Source organism: Meiothermus sp. QL-1 (assembly GCF_003351145.1).
Classification (GTDB): Bacteria; Deinococcota; Deinococci; order Deinococcales; family Thermaceae; genus Meiothermus.
Genome location: NZ_QQSV01000008.1, coordinates 46425 through 67674, shown reverse-complemented (window position 1 = coordinate 67674; position 21250 = coordinate 46425). Strand labels below are relative to the sequence as shown.

At 67.0% G+C, this 21250-nt stretch carries 18 protein-coding genes; 7 read left to right on the top strand and 11 right to left on the bottom strand.

Annotated features, from left to right (window positions below):
- Window positions 1-40: 40 nt before the first annotated feature.
- Window positions 41-670, bottom strand: coding sequence for a tRNA (guanosine(18)-2'-O)-methyltransferase TrmH (gene trmH / locus DV704_RS09150; RefSeq protein ID WP_114799274.1), 630 nt, complete (start codon window positions 668-670; stop codon window positions 41-43).
- Between the two features lie 32 nt (window positions 671-702).
- On the opposite strand from trmH, the gene DV704_RS09145 reads away from it, so the two are divergent.
- Window positions 703-1665, top strand: a complete 963-nt coding sequence (locus tag DV704_RS09145) for an NADPH:quinone oxidoreductase family protein (protein WP_114799273.1) — start codon at window positions 703-705, stop codon at window positions 1663-1665.
- Here the strand turns inward: DV704_RS09145 and hisG are convergent.
- The gene (gene hisG, locus DV704_RS09140; RefSeq protein ID WP_114799272.1) at window positions 1656-2288 is read right to left on the bottom strand and encodes an ATP phosphoribosyltransferase; all 633 of its coding nucleotides are present in this window, start codon (window positions 2286-2288) and stop codon (window positions 1656-1658) included. The two genes, DV704_RS09145 and hisG, sit on opposite strands and share 10 nt — an antisense overlap.
- A 37-nt stretch (window positions 2289-2325) precedes the next feature.
- Between hisG and DV704_RS09135 the strand changes: the two genes are divergently transcribed.
- Window positions 2326-2730 (top strand): thioesterase family protein, encoded by a 405-nt coding sequence (locus DV704_RS09135; RefSeq protein WP_114799271.1) that lies wholly within the window; start codon window positions 2326-2328, stop codon window positions 2728-2730.
- 112 nt (window positions 2731-2842) lie between these two features.
- Here the strand turns inward: DV704_RS09135 and DV704_RS09130 are convergent, their stop codons facing one another.
- The 5 genes from DV704_RS09130 to asnS are packed head-to-tail and all read right to left on the bottom strand — an operon-like array spanning window position 2843 to window position 8143.
- Window positions 2843-3841 carry an alpha-ketoacid dehydrogenase subunit beta gene (locus DV704_RS09130; protein WP_114799270.1) on the bottom strand — a complete coding sequence of 333 codons (999 nt, stop codon included), beginning with the start codon at window positions 3839-3841 and terminating at the stop codon, window positions 2843-2845.
- Complete coding sequence (pdhA, locus tag DV704_RS09125; protein WP_114799269.1) at window positions 3838-4872, bottom strand: pyruvate dehydrogenase (acetyl-transferring) E1 component subunit alpha; 1035 nt, start codon at window positions 4870-4872, stop codon at window positions 3838-3840. The genes DV704_RS09130 and pdhA overlap by 4 nt, the downstream gene beginning before the upstream one ends.
- Window positions 4873-4882: 10 nt before the next feature.
- Window positions 4883-6037, bottom strand: a complete 1155-nt coding sequence (locus tag DV704_RS09120) for a pyridoxal phosphate-dependent aminotransferase (RefSeq protein WP_114799268.1) — start codon at window positions 6035-6037, stop codon at window positions 4883-4885.
- Window positions 6038-6047: 10 nt separating this feature from the next.
- Window positions 6048-6797, bottom strand: a complete 750-nt coding sequence (gene tpiA / locus DV704_RS09115; protein WP_114799267.1) for a triose-phosphate isomerase — start codon at window positions 6795-6797, stop codon at window positions 6048-6050.
- Window positions 6798-6817: 20 nt separating this feature from the next.
- Entirely contained in the window at window positions 6818-8143 is a 1326-nt protein-coding gene (gene asnS / locus DV704_RS09110; RefSeq protein WP_114799266.1) for an asparagine--tRNA ligase, read from the bottom strand.
- Between the two features lie 49 nt (window positions 8144-8192).
- Here asnS and dnaE point away from each other — a divergent pair, with 49 nt between their 5' ends.
- Window positions 8193-11918 (top strand): DNA polymerase III subunit alpha, encoded by a 3726-nt coding sequence (gene dnaE / locus DV704_RS09105; RefSeq protein WP_114799265.1) that lies wholly within the window; start codon window positions 8193-8195, stop codon window positions 11916-11918.
- On the opposite strand, the gene DV704_RS09100 is transcribed toward dnaE, so the two are convergent.
- Window positions 11915-13573, bottom strand: a complete 1659-nt coding sequence (locus DV704_RS09100) for an acyl-CoA carboxylase subunit beta (protein ID WP_114799264.1) — start codon at window positions 13571-13573, stop codon at window positions 11915-11917. The two genes, dnaE and DV704_RS09100, sit on opposite strands and share 4 nt — an antisense overlap.
- 35 nt (window positions 13574-13608) lie before the next feature.
- On the bottom strand, window positions 13609-14130 hold the full coding sequence (locus tag DV704_RS09095; protein ID WP_114799263.1) for a M48 family metallopeptidase: 522 nt from the start codon (window positions 14128-14130) through the stop codon (window positions 13609-13611).
- 107 nt (window positions 14131-14237) lie between these two features.
- Between DV704_RS09095 and DV704_RS09090 the strand changes: the two genes are divergently transcribed.
- Entirely contained in the window at window positions 14238-14975 is a 738-nt protein-coding gene (locus DV704_RS09090; protein WP_233498315.1) for an SDR family NAD(P)-dependent oxidoreductase, read from the top strand.
- A gap of 13 nt (window positions 14976-14988) precedes the next feature.
- Here the strand turns inward: DV704_RS09090 and nagA are convergent, their stop codons facing one another.
- Window positions 14989-16065, bottom strand: coding sequence for an N-acetylglucosamine-6-phosphate deacetylase (gene nagA, locus DV704_RS09085; protein WP_114799262.1), 1077 nt, complete (start codon window positions 16063-16065; stop codon window positions 14989-14991).
- Between the two features lie 23 nt (window positions 16066-16088).
- Here nagA and DV704_RS09080 point away from each other — a divergent pair, with 23 nt between their 5' ends.
- Window positions 16089-17252 (top strand): diaminopimelate decarboxylase, encoded by a 1164-nt coding sequence (locus DV704_RS09080; RefSeq protein WP_114799261.1) that lies wholly within the window; start codon window positions 16089-16091, stop codon window positions 17250-17252.
- Here DV704_RS09080 and DV704_RS09075 read toward each other — a convergent pair.
- Complete coding sequence (locus tag DV704_RS09075) at window positions 17249-17935, bottom strand: gamma-glutamyl-gamma-aminobutyrate hydrolase family protein (RefSeq protein WP_114799260.1); 687 nt, start codon at window positions 17933-17935, stop codon at window positions 17249-17251. The genes DV704_RS09080 and DV704_RS09075 overlap by 4 nt on opposite strands.
- On the opposite strand from DV704_RS09075, the gene DV704_RS12490 reads away from it, so the two are divergent.
- Window positions 17925-19343 carry a TAXI family TRAP transporter solute-binding subunit gene (locus tag DV704_RS12490; RefSeq protein ID WP_369911145.1) on the top strand — a complete coding sequence of 473 codons (1419 nt, stop codon included), beginning with the start codon at window positions 17925-17927 and terminating at the stop codon, window positions 19341-19343. The genes DV704_RS09075 and DV704_RS12490 overlap by 11 nt on opposite strands.
- A 27-nt stretch (window positions 19344-19370) precedes the next feature.
- Window positions 19371-21245 carry a TRAP transporter fused permease subunit gene (locus DV704_RS09065; protein ID WP_233498313.1) on the top strand — a complete coding sequence of 625 codons (1875 nt, stop codon included), beginning with the start codon at window positions 19371-19373 and terminating at the stop codon, window positions 21243-21245.
- Window positions 21246-21250 lie beyond the last annotated feature (5 nt).

The following is a 21250-nucleotide window of genomic DNA, read 5'->3' as shown; positions in this document are numbered from 1 at the left end:
CACACTTTCCCTGTTCCAGAGCGCACGCCGGCTGCGCAATTCAACCCTTACCGCGCGCATGCCGGGCAACCCACTCCTCGAGCGTCGCCTGGTACTGCTCTGGGCTAAGGCGCACCCGGTCGTAAAAGCCGGCTTCTAGCCGCTGGCGCTGCGCTTCGAAGAGAATCACCGCTGCGGCCACCGATACGTTCAGGCTTTGCACCATGCCCAGCATGGGAATCCGGATATGCCCATCGGCGGCTTCCGCGGCTTCCGGCGAAACCCCCCACTTCTCGGTGCCCAGCAGGATGCAGGTGGGGCGGGTGTAGTCGGCCTGGCGGTAGTCCATGGCCCGCTCGGAAAGGTGGGCGGCCAGGACCTGGAAGCCCCGGCTCCGCAGGTGGGCGAGGGCCGAGGGTAGGTCGGGGTGAACCCGTACCCCCACCCACTTGGTGGCCGAGCCGGAGGTCTCGCGGTGGGTCTTATCGTCGAGGTCCAGCCCATCTTCTTCCAGCGAAGGCAAGCCGTGTTTGGGCGGGATGGCGTGGGCCTCCAGCACTCCTACCGCGTCGCAGGAGCGCAGGATGGCCGAGAAGTTGTGGGGCTTGTGCACCCGCTCCAGGAGCACGGTGAGGTCGGGCTGGCGTTTGTCGAGGACGGCGCGCATCCGGGCAAGGCGCTCTGGCGTCACGAGGCCCCATTCTAGCGTGTAAGAATACCGGCATGAAAGCGGTTGTGCTCGAGCGCAACGGTCCTCCAGAGAACCTTGTTTACCGGGAAGTACCCGAGCCTTCGCTGCAGGCGGGAGAAGTGCGGATACGCACCCTCCTCACCAGCCTTAACTTCGCCGATGTGCTGGCCCGGCGCGGCGGGTACGAGGCGGCCCCGCCGCTTCCTTTTATCCCGGGGCTGGATGTGGTGGGGGTGGTGGAGGCCCTGGGGGCAGGGGTGGAGGGCCTCAGGGTGGGGCAGCGGGTGGCGGCCTTTGCGGCAGGGGGGTCTTACGCGGAGAAGGTGCTGGCAAAGGCGGTGCTCACCTATCCGGTGCCCGATGAGCTTCCCGATGAGGCTGTTGCAGGTCTGACTGCTCTGGTCACGGCCTACAACGTTCTCACCTGGGCAGGAAGGCTGCAGCCGGGGGAGACGGTGCTGGTCCACGCTGCAGCGGGCGGGGTAGGCAGCCTGGCGGTGCAGATGGCCCGGGCGCTGGGGGCCGGGCGGGTGCTGGGTACGGTGGGGCATGCGGCCAAGGCTGGGTTTGTTCGCGGGCTGGGGGCTGATGAGGTGATGGGCTATGAGGACTTTGCCCAGCGGGTGCTCGAGCTAACCCGGGAAGGAGCGGATCTAATCCTGGACTCGGTGGCGGGAGAGGTATTCAACCAAAGCCTGGGCTGCCTGGCGCCTTTTGGTCGGTTGGTGATATACGGCCATGCCAGCGGGCAGCCGGGCCATTTTGAGACCCGCCCTCTTCACCGCCAGACCAAGGCAATCATCGGCTACAGCAGTGGACACTACCGGCGCAGCCGCCCTGAGCGCCTGCGCCACAGCGTGGAGGCTGTTTTCGAGCTACTAAAGGGCCGGGTGCGGCTTCCAGTAGGGGCCCGCTTCCGGCTGGCAGAGGCAGCCCGAGCCCATGCCCTGATGGAAAGCCGCCAGAGCGTGGGCAAGATACTGCTCTACCCCTGAGGCCTGGCCCCGGTTCGCAGGCGCTCTATTAGGGGGCGTAAAAGGTCGCGTTTGAGTTTCAGGGCCTGGCGGTTCACGATGAAGCGGGCGGTGGAGTGGGCCAGGACCTCTAGCTCCACCAGTCCAGCAGCCCTCAGGGTGGCCCCGGTCTGCACCACGTCCACCACCGCATCGGCCAGCCCGGTCAGGGCCGCCAGCTCCACATTACCGGCCAGTTCGATGATATCCGCGGCCCAGCCCCGCTCCCGCAGGATTTGCGCAGTGAAACGGGGGTACTTGGTGGCGATGCGGCGGATGGGGCCGGTGGCCTCTGGGTGGCGGATAAGGGAAAGGCGGCAGGCCCCGGTGCCCAGGTCCACCGGCTCGTACACATCCCGCCCCGACTCCAGAAGCACATCCTTCCCTACCACCCCCACGTCGGCGATGCCTAGGTCCACGTAGGTGGGTACGTCGTGGTTGCGCAGCTCTAGAAGGGCTATGCCCCCCTCCCGGCCGTGCAGCAGGGCCCGCCCGTTCTCTATGGGGGGGAGGGGCAGGCCGGCCCCTAGCAAGGCCTGGTAGCCGTCGGCAAAGTGGCGCCCCTTGGGCAGGGCCACCACCAGGGCGTAGCGTCCGCGGACCATCCTGCCCCTTATATCACAAACAGTTAGAATCGTGGCCATGCACTTCCCGGTACGCGTGCCCATCGAGGTGCGTTTTAGCGACCTGGATATCCTCAAGCACGTCAACAATGCGGTTTACCTGACCTACGATGAGGTGGCCCGGGGCCACTACCTGCGCCGGGCCGGCGCGGCCATCGAAAGCGGCCATTTCGTGGTAGCCCGGGCCGAGGTGGACTACCTCCGGCCCATCCTCTTCGGCCAGCCGGTGGAGGTGGCTTTGCGGGTGGAGCGGGTGGGGCACTCGAGCCTCCGTACCCTAGGCGAGATCTGGGCTGAGGGCTGCCTGGCCGCGCGTACCCGGGTGGTGGTGGTCTGGTTGGAGGAGGGCCGGCCGGCCCGCATTCCCGACTGGTTGCGGGCAGGAATACGGGCCCTGGAGCAGGACCCGGTGGAGGGTCTTTAGACCGCCAGGGGCCCCAGCCCCGTGGCTAGGCTCTGCTTCAGCGCGTTCAGACTTTCGCGCACATGCAGCCGCATCCCGGCGGGCTTTTGTTGCTGCCGGCGCCCTGAGCCTGCTAATGGGTTAGCACCCGCCGCACTGCCTCCAGCACCCGCTTGGCATCGGGGCGGTAGTGGTTTTCTACCGCACTGAAAGGTGGGTATGGGGCGTCCCAGCCAGCCACCCGCACGATGGGGGCCTGCAGGTAGTCCAGAGCTTCTTCGGCGATGCGGGCTGCAACCTCGGCCCCGAAGCCGCCGGTGCGCATGGCCTCGTAGACCACCACCGCGCGGCCAGTCTTCCTGACCGATTCCAGAAGGGTCTCGGTGTCGAGGGGTACCAGGGTTTCCAGGTCCACCACTTCAAGCTCCACCCCCTCTCGCGCTGCCACCTCGGCGGCCTTCTGGCAGACCTCCACCATCCCTCCATAGCAAAAGAGGCTGGCCGCGCGGCCCTCCCGCACCACCCGGGCCTTGCCTATGGGCAGGGTGTAGTAGCCCTCGGGCACCTCGCTTCTGGCCCCGCGGTAGAGCTTGATGGCCTCTAGGAAAAAGACCGGGTCGGGGTCCTCGACGGCTGCAAGCAGAAGGCCCTTGGCCCGCTCGGGGCTCGAGGGAATCACCACCTTCACCCCCGGCACGTGGCAGAGCAGGGCCTCGGGGCTGTCGGCGTGCTGCTCAGGGGTTCTCACGCCCCCCCCGTAGGGCGCCCGGATGACCATGGGGATGGTGAAGCGGCCCCGGGTACGGTGGCGCATCCGGCCCAGGTGGGAGAGGATTTGGTCGAGGGCAGGGTAGAGGAACCCCGCGAACTGAATCTCGGCAATGGGGCGCAGCCCGGCCATGGCCAGCCCAATCCCGAAGCCCACGATGGCGCTCTCGGCCAGGGGGGTGTCAAAGACCCGCTTCTCGCCGTACTTTTGCTGCAGGCCGTCCGAGGCCCGGAAGACCCCCCCCATGGCGCCCACATCCTCGCCGAAGAGGACCACCCGGGGGTCTTTAGCCAGGGCCAGGTCTAGGGCCTCGTTGATGGCCTGAACGGTGTTCAGTACCCGCGTTTCCCGCTCGGCAATCATGCTTCCCCCCTCAGGTAGCGCCAGGCGGCGAGCTGGTCGGGCTGCATCTCCTGGTAGACCTGTTCCACAATTTCCCAGGGCCTGGGCTCAGGGGCCCGGTCGGCCAGGGCCAGCTCGGCCTCGAACTCGGCCTCCAGCTCCTCGTTCAATCGCGCCTCCTCTTCCTCGCTCCAAAGCCCCAGGTGCAGCAGGCAGTTTTTCATCCGCCGGATGGGGTCGCGCGCCTCCCAGCGGCGGGCTTCCTCCTCGCTGCGGTAGCGGCTGGGGTCGTCCGAGGTGGTGTGGGGGGCCACACGGTAGGTGAGGGCCTCGATCAGGGTGGGGCCCTCGCCCCGCCGGGCCCGCTCCACGGCGGCTTTGGCCACGCTCCAGACCGCTACCAGGTCGTTGCCGTCCACCACCACCCCAGGGATGCCGTAGCCCTGGGCCCGCAGGGCGATGCGCTCAACCTTCATCTGCTTCCGGGTGGGCACGCTGATGGCCCAGCCGTTGTTCTGCACCACCACCAGCAGGGGGGCGCTGAACACCGCGGCAAAATTGAGCCCCTCGTGGAAGTCGCCCTCCGAGGTGCCGCCATCGCCGATGAAAACCGCGGCCACCGCATCCTTGCCCAAAAGCCGTTGGGCGTAGGCCACCCCTGCGGCCTGGGGGATCTGGGTGGCGATGGGGATGTAGAACTGCACCATGTTCACCCCCGGAGGGGCCCCCCAGCCTGCCGGGTCGGCCCGCCAGCTCAGAATGAGCTTGTGGATGGGCATGCCAAAGGTGAGGGCGGCGGCCGTCTCGCGGTAGCTGGGCAAAAGCCAGTCATGTTCAGCCCGCAGGCAGAGGGCCACCCCCACCTGGGCCGCCTCCTGGCCGCGGAAGGGGGGATAGACCCCAAGCCGCCCCTGCCGTTGCAGGAGCACGGCCTTCTCGTCGAAGTGCCGGGCCCGGCGCAGGGCCCGGTAGCCCTGTATGAGCTCTTCGGGGCCCAGGGGCAGGGCCTGCAGGGGCCGGCCGGTATCGTCCAGGTACTGAACTGTGTCCACGCTCCCCAGTTTAGCCCAACCCCGGTGGCCCAGGGTGAGCCGCAGCCCCCGTGCGGTACAGGTAGTGGGCCAGGCGCTCCAGGGCCTGCTCGATCTCGGCCTCGGTCTTGCAGAAGGCGAAGCGGTAGAGGCCCGGGGGGGCCGGGTGTTTTGCGTAGAAGGCCGAGCCGGGGATGGCCGCTACCCCAGCTTTCTTCACCAGCTCCTCGGCCTCTACCCCGGGCAGAAGGGCGGTGAGGAAGTAGGTGCCGGCAGGGGAGAAGGTTTTGAGCCCCAGGGCCCGGAGGCCTCCCTCGAGCAGCGCTTTGCGCTTTCGATAGCTTTCGCGGAGCTGCTGGTAGAACCCCTCCCGGCGGGCGATGGGCAGGGCCTCGGCCACCGCGGCCTGCAGCGGGGCCGCTGAGCAGAAGCTGGACCACTGGCGCATGCCGGCCACCTGGGGGGCCAGGCCCGGGGGGGTGATGATCCAGCCGATGCGCCAGCCGGTGGCCTCGAGCCGCTTGCCTGCCGAGCCCACGGTAAAGGTGCGCTCAGGGGCCAGCGTGCGGAACGGGACGGGCGGCTCGCCGAAGTAGAGCTCGTCGTAGACCTCGTCGCTCACAATCCATAGGTCGTGCCGGCGGGCCAGGGCCACGATTTGCTCGGCCTCGGCGTGGGAGAAGACCGAGCCGGTGGGGTTGTAGGGGTGGTTCAGCAGAAGGGCCTTCGTCCTCGGGGTGATGGCCTCGGCCAGGGCCTTCAGGTCCAGCTCCCACCGCTCGCCAAGGCGCAGCGGCACCAGCACCGGCTGGGCCCCGGCCAGGCGGGCCTGGGGGAGGTAGACGTCGAAGTAGGGCTCCAGCATCACCACCTCGTCGCCGGGGCCGTAGAGGGCCTGGGCCAGGGCGAAAAGGGCCTCGGTGGCCCCGGCGGTGATGATGACCTGGGTGGGCTCGACCTCGAGGTCTGCGGCCACCGCCTCGCGCAGGCGGGGCAGCCCTGTGGGGGGTGTGTACTGGTCGGCCTGACCCAGGGCGCGCCGGGCTGCTTCGAGCAAGAAACTGGGCGGCGGGTTGGAAGGGAAACCCTGCCCCAGGTTGATGGCGCCGTGCTGGGCAGCCAGGCGGCTCATCTGGGCGAAGATGCTTTCCTGGGAAAGCTCGGTGCGGGGGTGAAGCCGGGCCATGCCCAAGAGTTTACTCCAGGGCCGAAAGCAAGCGCAGGTAGTCCTCCAGCATGAGGCTGGCCCCCCCCACCAGCCCCCCGTCCACGTTGGGGGCCCGGAAAAGAGCCCCGGCGTTCTCTGGCTTGATGGAACCCCCGTAGAGAATCCGCACCTCTTCGGCGAAGGCCTCTCCGTACCGTTCGCCCAGCCAGCCCCGGATGGCCCGGTGCATGGCCTCGGCATCCTCAGGCGTGGCGGTCTGGCCGGTGCCGATGGCCCAGACCGGCTCGTAGGCCACCACCAGGTGCGCGGGGGAGGGGAGAGAGACCCCTGCCAGGCTTCGCTCGAGCTGCCCCAGGGTGTACTCGAGGTGCCCACCCACCTGGCGCACCGCCAGAGGCTCCCCTACGCAGAGGATGGGCACGATGCCCACTTCCAGGAGGCGCTGGGCCTTCTCGGCTACCAAAGCGTCGGTCTCGCCGTGGTAGCTGCGGCGCTCGGAGTGCCCCACGATGGTGTAGCGGCAGCCCAGGTCGGCCAGCATCCGGGCTGAGACCTCGCCGGTGTAGGCCCCCTCGGTGTGGGCCGAGACGTCCTGGGCTCCGTAGGCCACCCTCTGTTTCAGCGTCTGGGCCGCGTAGGGCAGGTGGGTAAAGGGCACCAGCAGGGCCGGCTCGGCCCCGGTAGGGGGGAGTTTCTCCAACAGTGCTTGGAACCAGACCAGGGCCTCGGAGGGGGTCTTGTGCATCTTCCAGTTTCCTGCCACCAGCCGTCTGCGCATAGCGGCCCAATCATACCGGGCTAGGGGCGCATCCTCGTGTACATGCGGGGGAAGGGGATGGCCTCGCGGATGTGTTCCAGGCCGCAAATCCAGCGCACGGTGCGCTCCAGGCCCAGCCCGAAGCCGGCGTGGGGAACGGTGCCAAAGCGCCTCAGGTCCAGGTACCAGTCGAAGACGGCCTCCGGCAGCCCGTGTTCCTGAATTTTGCGGCGTAAAAGCTCGGGGTCGTGGATGCGCTCGGAACCGCCGATAATCTCCCCCGCGCCTTCGGGGGCCAGCAGGTCGTCGTTGAGCACCAGCCGGGGGTCCTGGGGGTCGGGCTGCATGTAGAAGGCCTTGACCGCAGCGGGGTACTTCTCCACAAACACGGGCCGGTCAAACTCCAGGCTCAGGGCAGCCTCGTGGGGGGCCCCGAAATCCTCCCCCCAGGCCAACGGTGCAAGCCCCAGCTCGGGCCTGGTCTGGGCCAGCTGGTTTATGCGCTCGACGGCCTCGGTGTAGGTAAGGCGAGGGAACTGGCCTGCTGCGGTGGCCTCCAGGGCCCGGGTGTCGCGCTCCAGCAGCTCCAGCTCCCGCTTTTTCTCCTCCAGCACCCGCCCCACCAGATAGGCCACCAGCTCCTCCTGGAGCTTCAGGTTCTCCTCGTGGGTCATGAAGGCCACCTCGGGCTCCACCATCCAGAACTCCAGCAGGTGGCGGCGGGTCTTGGAGCGTTCGGCCCGGAAGGTGGGGCCGAAGGTGTACACCTTGCCGAAGGCCAGGGCCCCGGCCTCGGCGTAGAGCTGGCCCGACTGCGAGAGGTAGGCCTTCTCGCCGTCGAAGAGGTCCACCTCGAAGAGGTCGGTGGTGCCCTCCACGGCGTTGGGGGTGAGGATAGGGGCGTCGAAGCGGACGAAGCCCCTTTGGTGGAAGAAGTCGTGGATGGCCCGCTCGAGCTCGTCCCGCACCCGCAGGGCGGCCCAGGCCCGGCGGTGGCGCAGGTGAAGGTGGCGGTGGTCCATCAGGAAGTCCACCCCGTGCTCCTTGGGGGTGATGGGGTACTCCTGGCTGGGCCGGGCGATTACCCTGAGCCCCCGCAGGACGAGCTCGTACCCCCCCGGGGCCCGGGGGTCGGCCCGCACCAGCCCCCGCACCTCCAGCGCGGTCTCCTGGGGGAGGTGGTCGGCCTCTTCGAACTCTGCTTCCGCCAGCTCCCCCTTGAGGGCGGTGGCCTGGAGGAAGCCGGTACCATCCCTTAGCTGCAGGAAGTGAATCTTGCCCTTGGAGCGGCGGTTGGTGAGCCAGCCGCGCAGCAGAACCTCCTGGCCCTCGTAGCGGGCGATATCTTCGATGAAAACCCTTTGCACCGGATGATTTTAGCAAAGACGAGGCCGGCCGGGTTATGATGGGCGCGTAATGCGAAGCGATGCCCACCCTTCCCATGCCTGCTGTTTTGCCCACCTGCACCAGCACACCCAGTTCAGCTTGCTGGATGGGGCGGCCCGCCTCGAGGACCTGCTGCGATGGGTCAAGCAGGTCTCTCCCGAGGAACCCATGCTGGCCATGACCGACCATGGCAACCTCTTTGGGGCGGTGCAGTTCTACAAGCTGGCCACCGCGATGGGGGTCAAGCCCATCATCGGCTACGAGGCCTACGTGGCCGCCGAGAGCCGCTTCGACCGCAAGCAGGGGAAGGGGCTGGATGGGGGGTATTTTCACCTTACCCTGCTGGCCAAGGATATGGAGGGCTACCGCAACCTCTCGCGCCTGGCGAGCCGGGCCTATCTGGAGGGTTTTTACGGCAAGCCGCGCATTGACCGCGAGATTCTGCGGGAGCACAACGCGGGCCTCATCGTGCTTTCGGGCTGCTTAGGGGCCGAGATTCCCCAGTTTATCCTCCAGGAGCGCTACGAGGAGGCCGAAAGGCGCCTTCTGGAGTACCTCTCCATCTTTGGCCCGGAGCGCTACTTCATCGAGGTGCAGGACCACGGGCTGCCCGAGCAGCGCAAGGTGAATCGGGTCCTGAAGGAGCTGGCCGACAAGTACGGTCTGGGGCTGGTGGCCACCAACGACGGCCATTATGTGCGAAAGGAGGACGCGGAGGCCCACGCGGTGGTGCTGGCGGTGCAGTCCAAAAGCACCTGGGAGGACCCCGACCGCTGGAAGTTTCCCTGCGATGAGTTCTACGTCAAGACCCCGGAGGAGATGCGCCAGGCCTTTGCCAAGGAGAGCGAGCTTTGGGGAAGCCGCTTCGAGGAGCTCTTCGACAACACCCTTCGCATTGGGCGGATGTGCGAGGTGGAGCTGGTGCCCAAGAAGGTGCAGTACCGCATCCCCAAGTACCCCCTGCCCGAGGGGCGCACCGAGGCGGTCTACCTGCGCGAGCTGACCTTCAGCGGGCTGCTGAAGCGCTACCCCGACCGGGTGACCCCGGAGCTCTACCGCGAGTTTCTTCGCCGGCTGGGGCGGCCGGTGCCCCATGGGGATGGGGAGGTGCTGGCCCTCGAGCTGGCCCGCCTGGAGGACCTGGAGGCGGCCCGGGCCCATCTGCCCGAGCTGGGGCAGGTGAAGGAATGGGACGGCTGGGCCATTCTGGCGCGGGCGGTCTACGAGCTCACGGTAATCGAGCGGATGGGCTTCCCGGGCTACCTTCTGGTGGTGAGCGACTACATCAACTGGGCCAAGGAGGCGGGCATCTCGGTGGGGCCGGGGCGGGGTTCGGCAGCGGGCAGTCTGGTCTGCTACGCCACCCGCATCACCAACGTGGACCCGCTGGCCTACAACCTGCTTTTCGAGCGCTTTTTGAACCCGGCCCGGGTCTCCATGCCCGACATCGACACCGACTTCTCGGATGTGCGGCGGGGTGAGGTGATTGAGTATGTGCGCTCCCGCTACGGCGACGATAAGGTGGCCCAGATTGGCACCTTTGGCACCATCGCGGCCCGGGCCGCCATCAAGGACGCTGCGCGGGTTTTTGGCCTGCCGGTGAGGCGGGCCGATGAGCTGGCCAAGCTCATCCCGGTCATCTTCGGCAAGCCCATGCCGCTGGAGAAGGCCATCGAAGCGGTGCCCGACCTTCGGGCCGAGATGGAGAAGGACCCGCTGGTGCGGCGGGTGCTGGAGGTGGCCCAGCGGCTCGAGGGCCTTTCGCGCCAGTCCAGCGTTCACGCAGCCGGGGTGGTCATCGCCGATGTGCCCCTGCAGGACTACATCCCCCTGATGCGGGCAGGGGATACCGGGGCCAAGGTCACCCAGTACGACATGAACTCGGTGGAGGCCCTGGGCTTCTTGAAGATGGACTTCCTGGCCCTGCGCGCTCTATCGCAGCTCGAGGAGTGCCGCCGCATCGTACGGGAGTCCAAGGGAATCGACCTGGACTTCGATACCCTGCCCCTGGACGATGCCAAGACCTTCGAGCTTTTGGGCCGGGGCGAGACCAAGGGCATCTTTCAGCTCGACTCGGCGGGGATGACCAACGCGGTGCGGGGCATCAAGCCCCGCCGCATCCACGACATCATCGCCCTGGGGGCCCTGTACCGCCCTGGCCCCATGGAGAACATCCCCACCTACATCCGCCGCCACCACGGGCGCGAGGAGGTGAGCTACCCGCAGTTCCCCCACGCCGAGAAGTACATAAGGCCCATCCTGGAGGAGACCTACGGGATTCCTGTGTACCAGGAGCAGATTATGCAGATTGCCACCGCGGTGGCCGGGTACAGCCTGGGCGAGGCCGACCTGCTGCGGCGGGCCATGGGCAAGAAGAAGATGGAGGAAATGGTCAAGCACCGGGCCCAGTTCAAGGCGGGCGCGGCGGAGAGGGGCATTCCTCCTGAGGAGGCCGACCGGCTTTTCGACCTGCTCGAGGCCTTCGCCAACTACGGCTTCAACAAGAGCCACGCGGCGGCCTATGCCCTGCTCACCTACCAGACCGCCTATGTGAAGGCCCACTTCCCGGTGGAGTTTTTCGCTGCCCTGCTGACGGTGGAGCGCCACGACTCGGACAAGGTGGCCGAGTACATCCGGGCGGCCCGGGCGGCCGGGGTAGAGGTTTTGCCGCCCGACATCAACCGCTCGGGCTTCAGCTTCCGTGCCCTGGAGAAGGGCGTGCTTTTCGGGCTTTCGGCGGTGAAAAACGTGGGCGAGACCCCCACCCGCCTCATCCTGGAGGAGCGGGAGCGCGGGGGGCCCTTCAGGTCGCTGGCCGACTTCCTCAGACGGCTCGATGGCACCGTGGCCAACAAGCGGGTGGCGGAGTCCTTAATCAAGGCCGGGGCCTTCGACGCCTTTGGCCCCCGGGGCCCCATGCTGGCCGCGCTGGACGACCTCCTGAAGTGGGCCCAGGCCGAGCGGGAGCGGGCCCACTCGGGCATGGTGGGCCTGTTTGGCGAGCCGCAGGAACCCCCCCTGCCCGAAGGCCCCCGGCTGGACGCCCTCACCCAGCTCAGGATGGAGAAGGAGGCTTTGGGCATCTACGTCACCGGCCACCCCCTCTCGCGCTACGCGGGGCTGCGGGAGGCGGCGAGCTGCACCATCGAGGAGCTGCCCCAGGTTTATAGCGAGCTCAAGGGGGAGCGCAGCCAGGTGCGGCTGCTTCTGGCCGGGATGGTGGAGGGCATCCAGCGCAAGCCCACCAAGTCCGGGGGGATGCTGGTGCGCTTCACCCTGGCCGACGAGACCGGGGCTGTCGAGGTGGTGGCCTTTGGCCGGGCCTACGAGCGCATCTCGCCCCGGCTAAGCGAGGACGCCGCGGTGCTGGTGGTGGCCGAGGTGGAGCCGGATGGCGAGGGGGAGAGCCTGCGGGTGGTGGCCCAGGAGGTCTACCCCTACCACGAGCTGGAGGGTCTGCCTAAGGTGCTGGAGCTCGAGGTCGACCTGGCCCTGGTGGACGAGGAGCGGCTGCTCGACTTGAGGAGCCGGCTGGACGAGCACACGGGGCTCCTCCCGGTGCAGCTCAAGGTGCGGGGGCCCGGGGGATGGGCTTTGGTGGAGGCCCGCGGGGTGCGGGCGGCGGAGGAGGCCCTTCCGGCTTTGGAGGGGCTGGACTGGCTGCGGGTCCGGCTGGTACCCGACCGCGAGGTGCTCCTCAGCTACCCCAAGAGCGGGGGCGGGGCGCAGGAGACCGATTCGGTGGTGCCCTTCTAAACCTGGAAGACCCCGACCCGCATGGTCTCGCGCTCCGGGTTGAGGGCGCAGACCTCGAGGCTGCGGATGAGCCGCTGGCGGGTTTCGTGGGGGAAGATAACCTCGTCCACCCAAAGCCGTGCGGCGGCGTAGCGGGGGTCGAGGGTCTCCTCGTAGCGGTCCTTGATCTGCTCGTAAAGGGCCAGCAGGTCCTCTTCGCTGGGTTTTTTCCCCTCCCGCTCGAGCTTGGATAGCTCGATTTCCATCAGGGTTTTGGCCGCGGCGTTGCCGCTCATGACGGCGTACTGGGCCGAGGGCCAGGCATAGATGAAGCGCGGGGCATAGGCCTTGCCGGCCATGGCGTAGTTGCCCGCCCCAAAGGAGCCGCCGAGGATAAGGGTAATCTTGGGCACCACCGAGTTGGCCACCGCGTTGACCATTTTGGCCCCCCGGCGGATGATGCCCGCCTCCTCCGACTCCCGCCCCACCATGAAGCCGCTCACATCCATCAGGAACAGGAGGGGGATGAAGCGCTGGTTGACCTCGAGGATGAAGCGGGCTGCCTTGTCCGCGGCCTCGGCATAGATGACCCCCCCTACCTCGATCCGCCCCGGCTTCTTGATGATGAGCCGCTGGTTGGCCACTATTCCCACCGGAAACCCTCCCAGCCGGGCGTAGCCGCAGACCAGGGTCTGGCCGTAGGCGGCCTTGAACTCATGGAAGACCGAGCCATCCACCAGCCGGGCGATCACCGCCCGCACGTCGTAGGGCTTGCTGCCATCGGGCGAGACCAGGCCGTAGAGGTCTTCGGAGGGGTAGATGGGAGGGGCTGATGGGGCGCGCTCCTGGGCCCAGGGGGCCAGCGTGGGCCTGGCATAGAGTGCGGCCAGGCTGCGGATGCGCTCGATGGCCGCCTCGTCCGAGGGCTCGTAGAAGTCCACGCTGCCCGAGACCTCGGCGTGCATCCGGGCCCCGCCCAGCGCCTCCGAGCTCACCTCCTGGCCGATGGCCGCCTTGACCAAAGCGGGCCCGGCCAGGTAGAGCCCGGACCCCTCGGTCATGATGAGGGCATCGGTCATGAGGGGCAGGTAGGCCCCTCCGGCCACGCAGTTGCCCATGATGGCCGAGATTTGGGGAATCCCCAAAGCCGACATGCGGGCGTTCAGGTAGAAGATGCGGCCAAAATCGTCTTGGTCGGGAAAAACCTCATCCTGTAGGGGCAGGAAAACCCCGGCGGAGTCCACCAGGTAGACCGTGGGCAGCCGGTTCTCCAGGGCGATGGTCTGGGCCCGGATCACCTTCTTGGCCGTGATGGGGAAGAAGGCCCCGGCCTTGACGGTGGCGTCGTTGGCGATAATCATCCAGTCCCGCCCGGCAATTTGCCCGATGGCCGTCACCACCCCACCCCCGGGTGCTCCCCCCCACTCGGGGTACATCTGCCAGCCGGCGTAGCTGAAGAGTTCCTCCGGTAGGGTGCCGGGGTCCACCAGGCGGGCGATGCGCTCGCGGGCGGTGAGCCGCCCCCTGGCGTGCTGGCGCTCGATGGCCTTGGGCCCGCCGCCCTGGCGAATCTGGCTCAGGGTGTCCTGAAACTCAGCGATGCGCCGCACCCAGCTGTCCTTGTTCTGCTTGAACTGGGCCGAATCCCGTTCGCTCGAGCCAATCGGGTTGTGCATGCCCAAAGTCTAACTTTTTCGCGTGTGCAAATCCGTTACGAATACAGGTATCGCCATAACCAAAAGACCGTGACCCCAGCGGCCAGCAGCAGCAGCACAAGGGGCACCAGCCAGCCCTCAGGAGGTGCAGGCCGGGCGGGGTCGGGCCGGCGGGGGGATTTACGCGGTATAGGGGTTGCTTCTGGCCCTGCTTTCAGGCCTTCTTTGAGCTGTTGGGCCAGCTCTTGCAGCCTGGAGTCGTGGGGGTAGAGCTCTAAGGCCTGGGCCAGGGTTTCCTGGGCCCTATCCCACTGCTTGAGCTCGAGGAGGGCCTGGGTGTAGAGCTGCAACAGGGGTAGGTGGTCTGGGGTGTCGGTCAGGCCCTCTCGGGCGCTGCTGGCCGCGTGGCGGAACTCGCCCAGGCTCAAGAAAGCCTCCGCCCGTAGCTGCCAGTACTCCGGCCAGTGCAGGTCGGCCCAGGAGGTTTGGTCAAGAACCCTCAAGGCCCGAAGCGGCTCCCCTCGAGCCAGGTGGGTCCTGGCCCGTTCGATCTCGGCTCGGATTTCGGGCTGGGCCATCGCTCCGTACTTTACCAGGGACGCTGACCCCTGGCTGTGATGTTTGCACGCGCTTGAGTGCTGGGATTGGCGTTGCTGCACACCACCTTGGGATCAGCCAACATTCGGTGGCGACAGCCTCGGGGATTGGCAGGGCCTTGGCTGAGGTTTTGGCCGCCTTCGGAGCCAAGGTGGTGCTGGTAGACTGGGAGGTGTCGGGGGAGGCCTCAAAGGCCCTCCTGGGGGCTGGAGGCCAGGCGGAGACCCACCCCCTGGACCTCAGGGACAAGGAGGCCGCGGCCCGACTGGTGGAAGGGGTGGTGCAGGCCCACGGCCGCCTGGACACCCTGGTTTCCACCCCGGCCATCAACGTGCGCAAGCCCCTCTTGGACTACACGGAGGAGGAGGTGGATCGGGTGGTGGACCTGAACCTGAAAGGCACCCTCCGCCTCCTCCAGGCCGGGGGCAGGGCCATGCGGGCCCAGGGTGGGGGTAGCCTCATCGCCTTTGCCTCCATCCGGGCCCTGGTGGTGGAGCCGGGCCAGGGGGTCTACGCCGCCACCAAGGCGGGGATTCTCCAGCTCATCCGCGCCCTGGCGGCGGAGCTTGGGCCCTATGGGGTACGGGCCAACGCCGTGGCCCCGGGGCCCATTGAGACCCCCCTCACCGCCCCCATCAAGGCCCACCCCGACTGGTACCGGGCCTATGCGGAAAAGACTGCCCTAGGCCGCTGGGGGAGGCCGGAGGAGGTGGCCATGGCCGTGGTCTACCTGGCCTCCCCGGCCGCCAGCTACGTCACGGGCACCCTCTTCCTGGTGGACGGGGGGTGGACGGCGGTGGACGGGCGGTTTGTGCCGCCCCTTTAAGCTGGGCCAGGGCCTACCCCACCCGGTTCCCCCCTAGGTAGACCGCCTGGACCCTGAGCCCTTCGTCCAACACCACCAGGTCCGCCCGCTTCCCCACGGCAATCTCCCCCCGGTCGGAAAGGCCCAGGTAGCGGGCCGGGTAGAGGCTCATCCGCCAGGCCGCCTCCTCCAGGGGCACCCCCCAGGCCACCAGCCGCCGCAGGGCCTCGTCCAGGGTGAGGACGCTCCCCGCTAAGGAAGCCCCCAGCCACACCCCCTCCCCCCGCTTGGCCACCCGGTGCCCCCCCAGGGGATACTCCCCGTCCGGCATCCCCGCGGCCGCCACCGCGTCGCTGACGAAGTAGAGCCCGGGGATGGCCTTCAGGGCCAGCCGGAGGGCGGCGGGGTGCACGTGGAGGCCGTCGGGAATGAGCTCCGCCCACATCCCCCGCTCCAGGGCCAGGCCCACCACCCCGGGCTCCCGGTGGTGCAGCCCGGTCATGGCGTTGTAGAGGTGGGTGAAGCCCGAGGCCCCCGCCTCCAGGGCGGCCAGGGCCTCGCTGTAGGTGGCCGCGGTGTGGCCCAGCTGCACCCTGACCCCCCTTTGGGCCAGGAAGCGGATGAGCCCCAGGGCCCCGGGGAGCTCGGGGGCCAGGGTGAGGACGCGCACGGGGGCCAGGGAGAGGAGGTGCTGGGCCACCTCCTGGTCTGGCGGGAGGGGGAAGGGGGGCTGGGCTCCCAGGCGCTTGGGGTTGAGGAAGGGGCCTTCCAGGTGGGCCCCCAGGATGGCCTCTCCCAGGGGGCCTGCCATGGCCTCCCGGATGCCCAGGAGGGCCCTTTCCAGGTGGGGGAGGGGGGCGGTGAGGGGGGTGGGGAGGAGGCCGGTGGTGCCGTGGCGGAGGTGGAAAGCTGTGGTGCCCTCCACCCCCTCCCTTCCGGCCATCACCTCGTGCCCCCCGCCCCCGTGCACGTGGAGGTCCAGGAAGCCGGGGAGGATGAGGGGGCCTTCCACGGGGGCTTCCTCCAGGGCTTTAATGCGCTCTCCAAAGTAAATCCGGCCCCTGATCCAGCCCTGGGCCAGGAGGAGGCGGCCTTCCAGGACCTCACTCATCCCCTTTAGCCTAGGCTAAAGGGATGGAGGCTTCCCTGAACCCCGATTTTTTACAGGCCCTGCACGCTCTCCTTCCGGACCAGCCCACCCCCTTTTACGCCTACGACTGGACCCGGGTGGTGGCCCAGGTGGCCCGCATGCGGCGGGCTTTCCCCTTTGCCCGCCTCTTCTATGCCCTGAAGGCCAACCCGCGTTTGGGCCTGCTTCGCCGCCTTCGGAGCTTGGGCTTGGGGGCGGAGGCGGTCTCCTTGGGGGAGGTTTTGCGGGCCTACCGGGCGGGGTTTGGGCCCGAGGAAGTGGTCTGGAATGGTCCGGTAAAACCCGTAGAGGCCCTTTTGGCCCTGCGGGAACGTCCGCCGGTGGTGGTCCTGGACTCCGAGGGGGACCTTTTGCGGGTGGCCCGCCACCTGCCCAAGGCCCAGCTCCTCCTGCGGGTGAACCCGGACCTGCCCGTCCACACCCACAGCCACCTGGCCACGGGCCGCGGGGAGAGCCAGTTTGGCGTCCTGCCTGAGGCGGTGCCGGGGCTTGTGCGGGCCTTGCGGGAGAGGGGGCTTGGGTTTTTGGGCCTTCACCTGCACCTGGGTTCGGCCTTGGAGAGGGTGGAGGACTTCCTCCAGGGGTATCGGGTACTGGAGAGGCTTTTACCCCAGGTGGGGCCGGTGGCGGTGCTGGACCTGGGGGGTGGGTTTGGCCTGGGGCTTGACCTAAAGGCCCTCTCCCACCCCATGCAGGCGCTTGCCCGCCTGTACGGCGCCCAGGTCTGGCTGGAGCCTGGCCGCTTCCTCCTGGCCGAGGCGGGGGTGCTGGTGGTCCGGGTGGTGGGCACCAAGGAAACACGGCGGCGGTACCTCCTCCTGGACGGGGGGATGACCACCCTGCTCCGCCCCGCCCTGTATGGGGCCCGCCACCCGGTCCTGCCCCTCTACGCTTCCCAAGCGGAAGGGGAGTTTGACCTGGCAGGCCCGGCCTGCGAGGCGGGGGACGTGCTGGCCCGGGGCGTGCGTCTTCCCATACCCCAGGAGGGGGATGCCCTGGCCATCCTCCAGGCTGGGGCCTACGGGGGGAGCATGGCCCTCACCTACCTGGACACCCCTAGGCCCAAGGAGCTCCTCTGGACGGGGGAGGGGTGGGAGGTGCTGCGGGAAGGGGATTTACTGGAAAACCTCTGGGACGGTGAAAGCTAGGCTCGCAAGAGGCCAAAAAGGGGATGATGCCCCCTCAAAAGCTCCGGGTGCCACTGTACCCCCAGGAAGAGGGGATGCCCCTCCAGGGCCACCGCCTCCACCAGGCCGTCTGGGGCCACCGCCAGGGGCCTTAGCCCCCGGCCCAAGGTCTTGACCCCCTGGTGGTGGTAGGAGTTGACGCGGAAGCCCTCGGGGAAGAGGTTGCTCAGGGGGCTTTGCTCCACCTGCTGCAGGGTGTGGGCCAGGGCGGGAGGGGGGCTTTTCTGGTAGTGTTGCACGCCCTTTAGGCCCTGGGCCTCGAGGTCCTGGTAAAGCGTCCCCCCCAGGGCCACGTTCATCACCTGCAGGCCCCGGCAGACCCCTAGGGTGGGAAGCCCTCGCTCCGCCGCATACCGGGCCAGGAACAGCTCGTGGTCATCCCGTTCCGGGCTTACCTCCCCTAGGCTGGGGTGGGGCTCTTCCCCATAAAGGGCGGGGTCCAGGTCCCCACCCCCGGGCAGGAGGAGGCCGTCCAGATGGGAGAGAATCCGTTCCAGGGCTTCCCTTGGCTGGGGAGGCAGGAGGACGTGGGCCAGGCCCTGGGAGGAGAGGGCTTCCAAATAGGGCTCCAGCACCCCCCAAAACCTTGCCCTTGGGACACCCTCCCCCAGGCGGAACTGGGTGGCAACCCCGATGAGGCGCATCGCCTCAGAGTCTAGCCCATACCTGCATTCCTTTGAGGAGGAGAGGGTCCTGCGCGCTAGCCCCTCACAAAGGGGAAGTTGGGGTTTGGACTCGCTGGGTCTGGAGCCTTGTTGGGGGCCTTTAGGCCTCGATCAGCTTGACGAGGATGTCGGAATAAGGGTATCGTGGGCTTACCGACCGGTCAGTGGGGAATCCATCCCCTGTGCAATCCTAGCCCCAGGTGGCCTTAGTGGCCCGGTCGGCAAGGAGGTAGGGATGCTTAGGAAGCTTTGGTTCCTAGGTGTTTTTTTGGCCTTGCCCGCTTTAGCCCAAGGGGATTTCCGCTGGCCTCGCCAAATCCTCTTTGGCTCCACGGAGGTGGGAACCACTGGCTACTCTCTCCTAGTGGCCTGGTCGGCCGAGTTCACAGCGGCCACGGGTGTCCAAGTTCGCGTCTCCCCGGGGGCCACACCCTCCATCACCGCCTGGCTCTTTGAGCGACGGGTGGAGTTCACCTCCGCACCCCTTACTGTAATGGTTGAGGCTCTGGATGGGGAACCTGGATACCGTCCTGGCCCTCTTCGGGTAGTTTATCCTGCGATTCTAACCCCTTGGGGCCTCATGACCCGGGGTGATACACCCTACCGCAGGGTTCAGGATGTTGGTCCTGGAGTGAGGATAGCCTGGCCTCCCTTTTCCTATTTCCACCGCATTCTGGATGGGCTTTTGCTTTGCCGTGGCCTTACCCGGGAGCAGATGCGGCTGGTTCCGGTGGCCAACTACAGCGCCAATTCCCGGGTCATCGCAGAGGGCGGAGCCGATATCGCCTTCACCTCCCCTGTCTCGGACGTAAACGTGGAAGTGGAGGGCAACCCTCGGGGGATCCGCTGGCTGTCCGTTCCCACCCCTCAGGAGGATCGTACCTGCTTGACGCGTTGGCAACGGGCCTATCCCCTTCTCAACCTGGTGCGTCCAGCCGACATAGGGGTGCAGTCTGCCCGTAACGTGCGCATGTTTGTCATCCCTAGCGTTTACTACACGCGCGCGGATGTGGACGAGGGGCTGGTTTATCACCTGGTCAAATGGTGGGACGAGAACCTCGCCCTCTACCGTGAAAAACATGCCCTGGCCCGGTTCCAATCTTTGGAAAGCCTCAAGTTCATTGCGGAGAACATGGCTGTCCCTTGGCACCCAGGTACCGTCCGTTACCTGAAGGAAAAGGGCCTTTGGACCCCGGAGATGGAACGCAAGCAACAGGCCACGCTGCGCCTGGCAGATCAGTACGCTACCCTTTACGAGCGGGCGGCAGAAGTGGCTAAGCCCCGCCGTATTCCCGTGGATCCCGCTAACTCGGCTTGGCAACAGTTCTGGCGGGGATTCTTGGAGCAAAACCGTGTACCCCGCTTTTCCGAGGCCTGGAGACCCTAAGCCATGGGGATGGAAGGTCGTTGGGGTGTGCTTCCTGCCTGGGCCAAGGGCTGGGTAGTCTTGGCCTCGGTGCTGGGCCTGGGCCTGGTGGCCTATTACTTCTTCGGTAGCCCACTCACAGGAAGGGCCCTCTTGGACTTCAGCTATTACTGGCTTCTCCTGGCCCTCTTTCTTCCCCTGACTTTTCTCCTTTTTCCTGCCCGGGCTGCCGACCGCCGGCCCGGTTGGTACGACTATCTTCTGGGTCTAGGCACCCTGGGGATAGGGGTCCTCCTGGCCTGGCACGGCCCGGCCATGGTGTTAAGCCCTTGGACCAACCCCCAGGCCCTTTGGCAACTGGCGGCTGCTGTCTTTTTGCTCCTTGCGGTCTTGGAGGGAGCAAGGCGGGTAGGGGGTGTGGGCTTTGTCGTGGTGACAGTTCTTCTAGCGGCCTATCCGCTCCTCGCCCCCTATATGCCGGGGTTCCTATGGGGTCCACCCCTTTCGTGGAGGGAGGTCTTGGGCTATGCCCTGTACTCCCCTCAAGGCCTTTTGGGTCTGCCCGTGCGCACGGTAGGGGAACTTCTCATCGGTTTCCTGGTTCTAGCGGCCTTTTTGGTAGCCATGGGCGCCGGCCAGGTCTTCCTCCAGGTGGCCTCCGCCCTTTTCGGCTGGACGCGGGGTGGAGCGGCCAAGGTGAGCGTGGTGGCCAGCGCTTTCTTTGGCAGTTTAAGCGGTAGCATCCTTTCCAACGTGGCCAGCACGGGGACGCTCACTATTCCCACCATGATCCGCTCGGGGTTTCCCCGGGCCTATGCCGCGGGCGTGGAGGCCTGTGCCTCCACAGGGGGCGTGCTCATGCCTCCAGTCATGGGTGCGGTGGCCTTTGTCATGGCTAGCCTCCTGGGTGTCCCTTACGGCCAGGTGGTGGTTGCGGCGGTCATCCCCTCTTTCCTCTACTACCTCTCCCTCTTTGCCCATGTGGACCTCTACGCGGCCAAGCATGGCCTAAAGGGGCTTTCGCCTGGGGAGTTGCCGCCCCTGGGGCATAGTCTGCGGGAAGGGTTGCCCTTCGTCGTGGTCCTGGGTTTCCTGGTCTTCGCCCTGCTCTACCTGCGCTTGGAGCGCCTAGCTCCCTTTTACGCCCTCGGCGCCCTTTTCCTCCTTTTGCTCCTTCGGGGACAGGTGCGTCTTAGGGACTTGCACCAAGGGATCGTCGCCTCTGCCTCCCTCATCAGCCAGACGCTTGCCCTCATTCTGCCCGTGGGCCTCATCCTGGCTGGCCTCATGGGTACCGGTGTGGCCCCTGCGCTCACCGGGGCCTTGGTGCAGACGGGCCAGGCCAACCTCTATTTGGTTCTTCTGGTTGGGGTGCTCATTGCTTTTCTTCTGGGGATGGCTGGAGTAATGGTGGCCGCCTACATACTCCTAGCTGTAACCCTAGCCCCTGCTTTGGTGCGTTTGGGGGAGTTTGTTCCCCTGGGGGTGCACCTTTTCATCGCCTATTGGTCGATGCTTTCCGCCATTACACCGCCTGTAGCGGTGGCGGCATTTCTGGCGGCGCGTTTGGCAGGGGCTCACCCTATGGGGGCAAGCTGGGAGGCGGTCAAGTTAGGCCTGGCGATTTATTTCATCCCCTTTTTCTTCCTCTTTGAGCCAGCTCTGATCCTTCAGGACAGCCTGGCTTCGGTGGCCTACCACTTGGCCTTGGCTGCGGTGGGCATCCTGTTGTTGGTGGCGGGCCTCGAGGGCTACCTTTGGGGACTGGGCCATCTGCCCTTGTGGAGCCGTCCCCTTTACGTCGTAGGGGGCATCCTTCTTGCCCTGCCCGAAACGCTTACCAGCCTCCTGGCCTTGCCCCTTCTCCTGGGAGCCACCGGCTGGATCTGGTTCAGGAGGAGGACAAGCCTGCGAAGAGCTTGACGGGG

Excerpts from the sequence above, each read along its gene's own strand:
- DV704_RS09145 (WP_114799273.1), top strand. The coding sequence starts at position 703 with ATGAAAGCGGTTGTGCTCGAGCGCAACGGTCCTCCAGAGAACCTTGTT.
- hisG (WP_114799272.1), bottom strand. The coding sequence starts at position 2,288 with ATGGTCCGCGGACGCTACGCCCTGGTGGTGGCCCTGCCCAAGGGGCGC.
- DV704_RS09135 (WP_114799271.1), top strand. The coding sequence starts at position 2,326 with ATGCACTTCCCGGTACGCGTGCCCATCGAGGTGCGTTTTAGCGACCTG.
- DV704_RS09130 (WP_114799270.1), bottom strand. The coding sequence starts at position 3,841 with ATGATTGCCGAGCGGGAAACGCGGGTACTGAACACCGTTCAGGCCATC.
- DV704_RS09120 (WP_114799268.1), bottom strand. The coding sequence starts at position 6,037 with ATGGCCCGGCTTCACCCCCGCACCGAGCTTTCCCAGGAAAGCATCTTC.
- tpiA (WP_114799267.1), bottom strand. The coding sequence starts at position 6,797 with ATGCGCAGACGGCTGGTGGCAGGAAACTGGAAGATGCACAAGACCCCC.
- dnaE (WP_114799265.1), top strand. The coding sequence starts at position 8,193 with ATGCGAAGCGATGCCCACCCTTCCCATGCCTGCTGTTTTGCCCACCTG.
- DV704_RS09100 (WP_114799264.1), bottom strand. The coding sequence starts at position 13,573 with ATGCACAACCCGATTGGCTCGAGCGAACGGGATTCGGCCCAGTTCAAG.
- DV704_RS09095 (WP_114799263.1), bottom strand. The coding sequence starts at position 14,130 with ATGGCCCAGCCCGAAATCCGAGCCGAGATCGAACGGGCCAGGACCCAC.
- nagA (WP_114799262.1), bottom strand. The coding sequence starts at position 16,065 with ATGAGTGAGGTCCTGGAAGGCCGCCTCCTCCTGGCCCAGGGCTGGATC.
- DV704_RS09080 (WP_114799261.1), top strand. The coding sequence starts at position 16,089 with ATGGAGGCTTCCCTGAACCCCGATTTTTTACAGGCCCTGCACGCTCTC.
- DV704_RS12490 (WP_369911145.1), top strand. The coding sequence starts at position 17,925 with ATGAGGCGCATCGCCTCAGAGTCTAGCCCATACCTGCATTCCTTTGAG.
- DV704_RS09075 (WP_114799260.1), bottom strand. The coding sequence starts at position 17,935 with ATGCGCCTCATCGGGGTTGCCACCCAGTTCCGCCTGGGGGAGGGTGTC.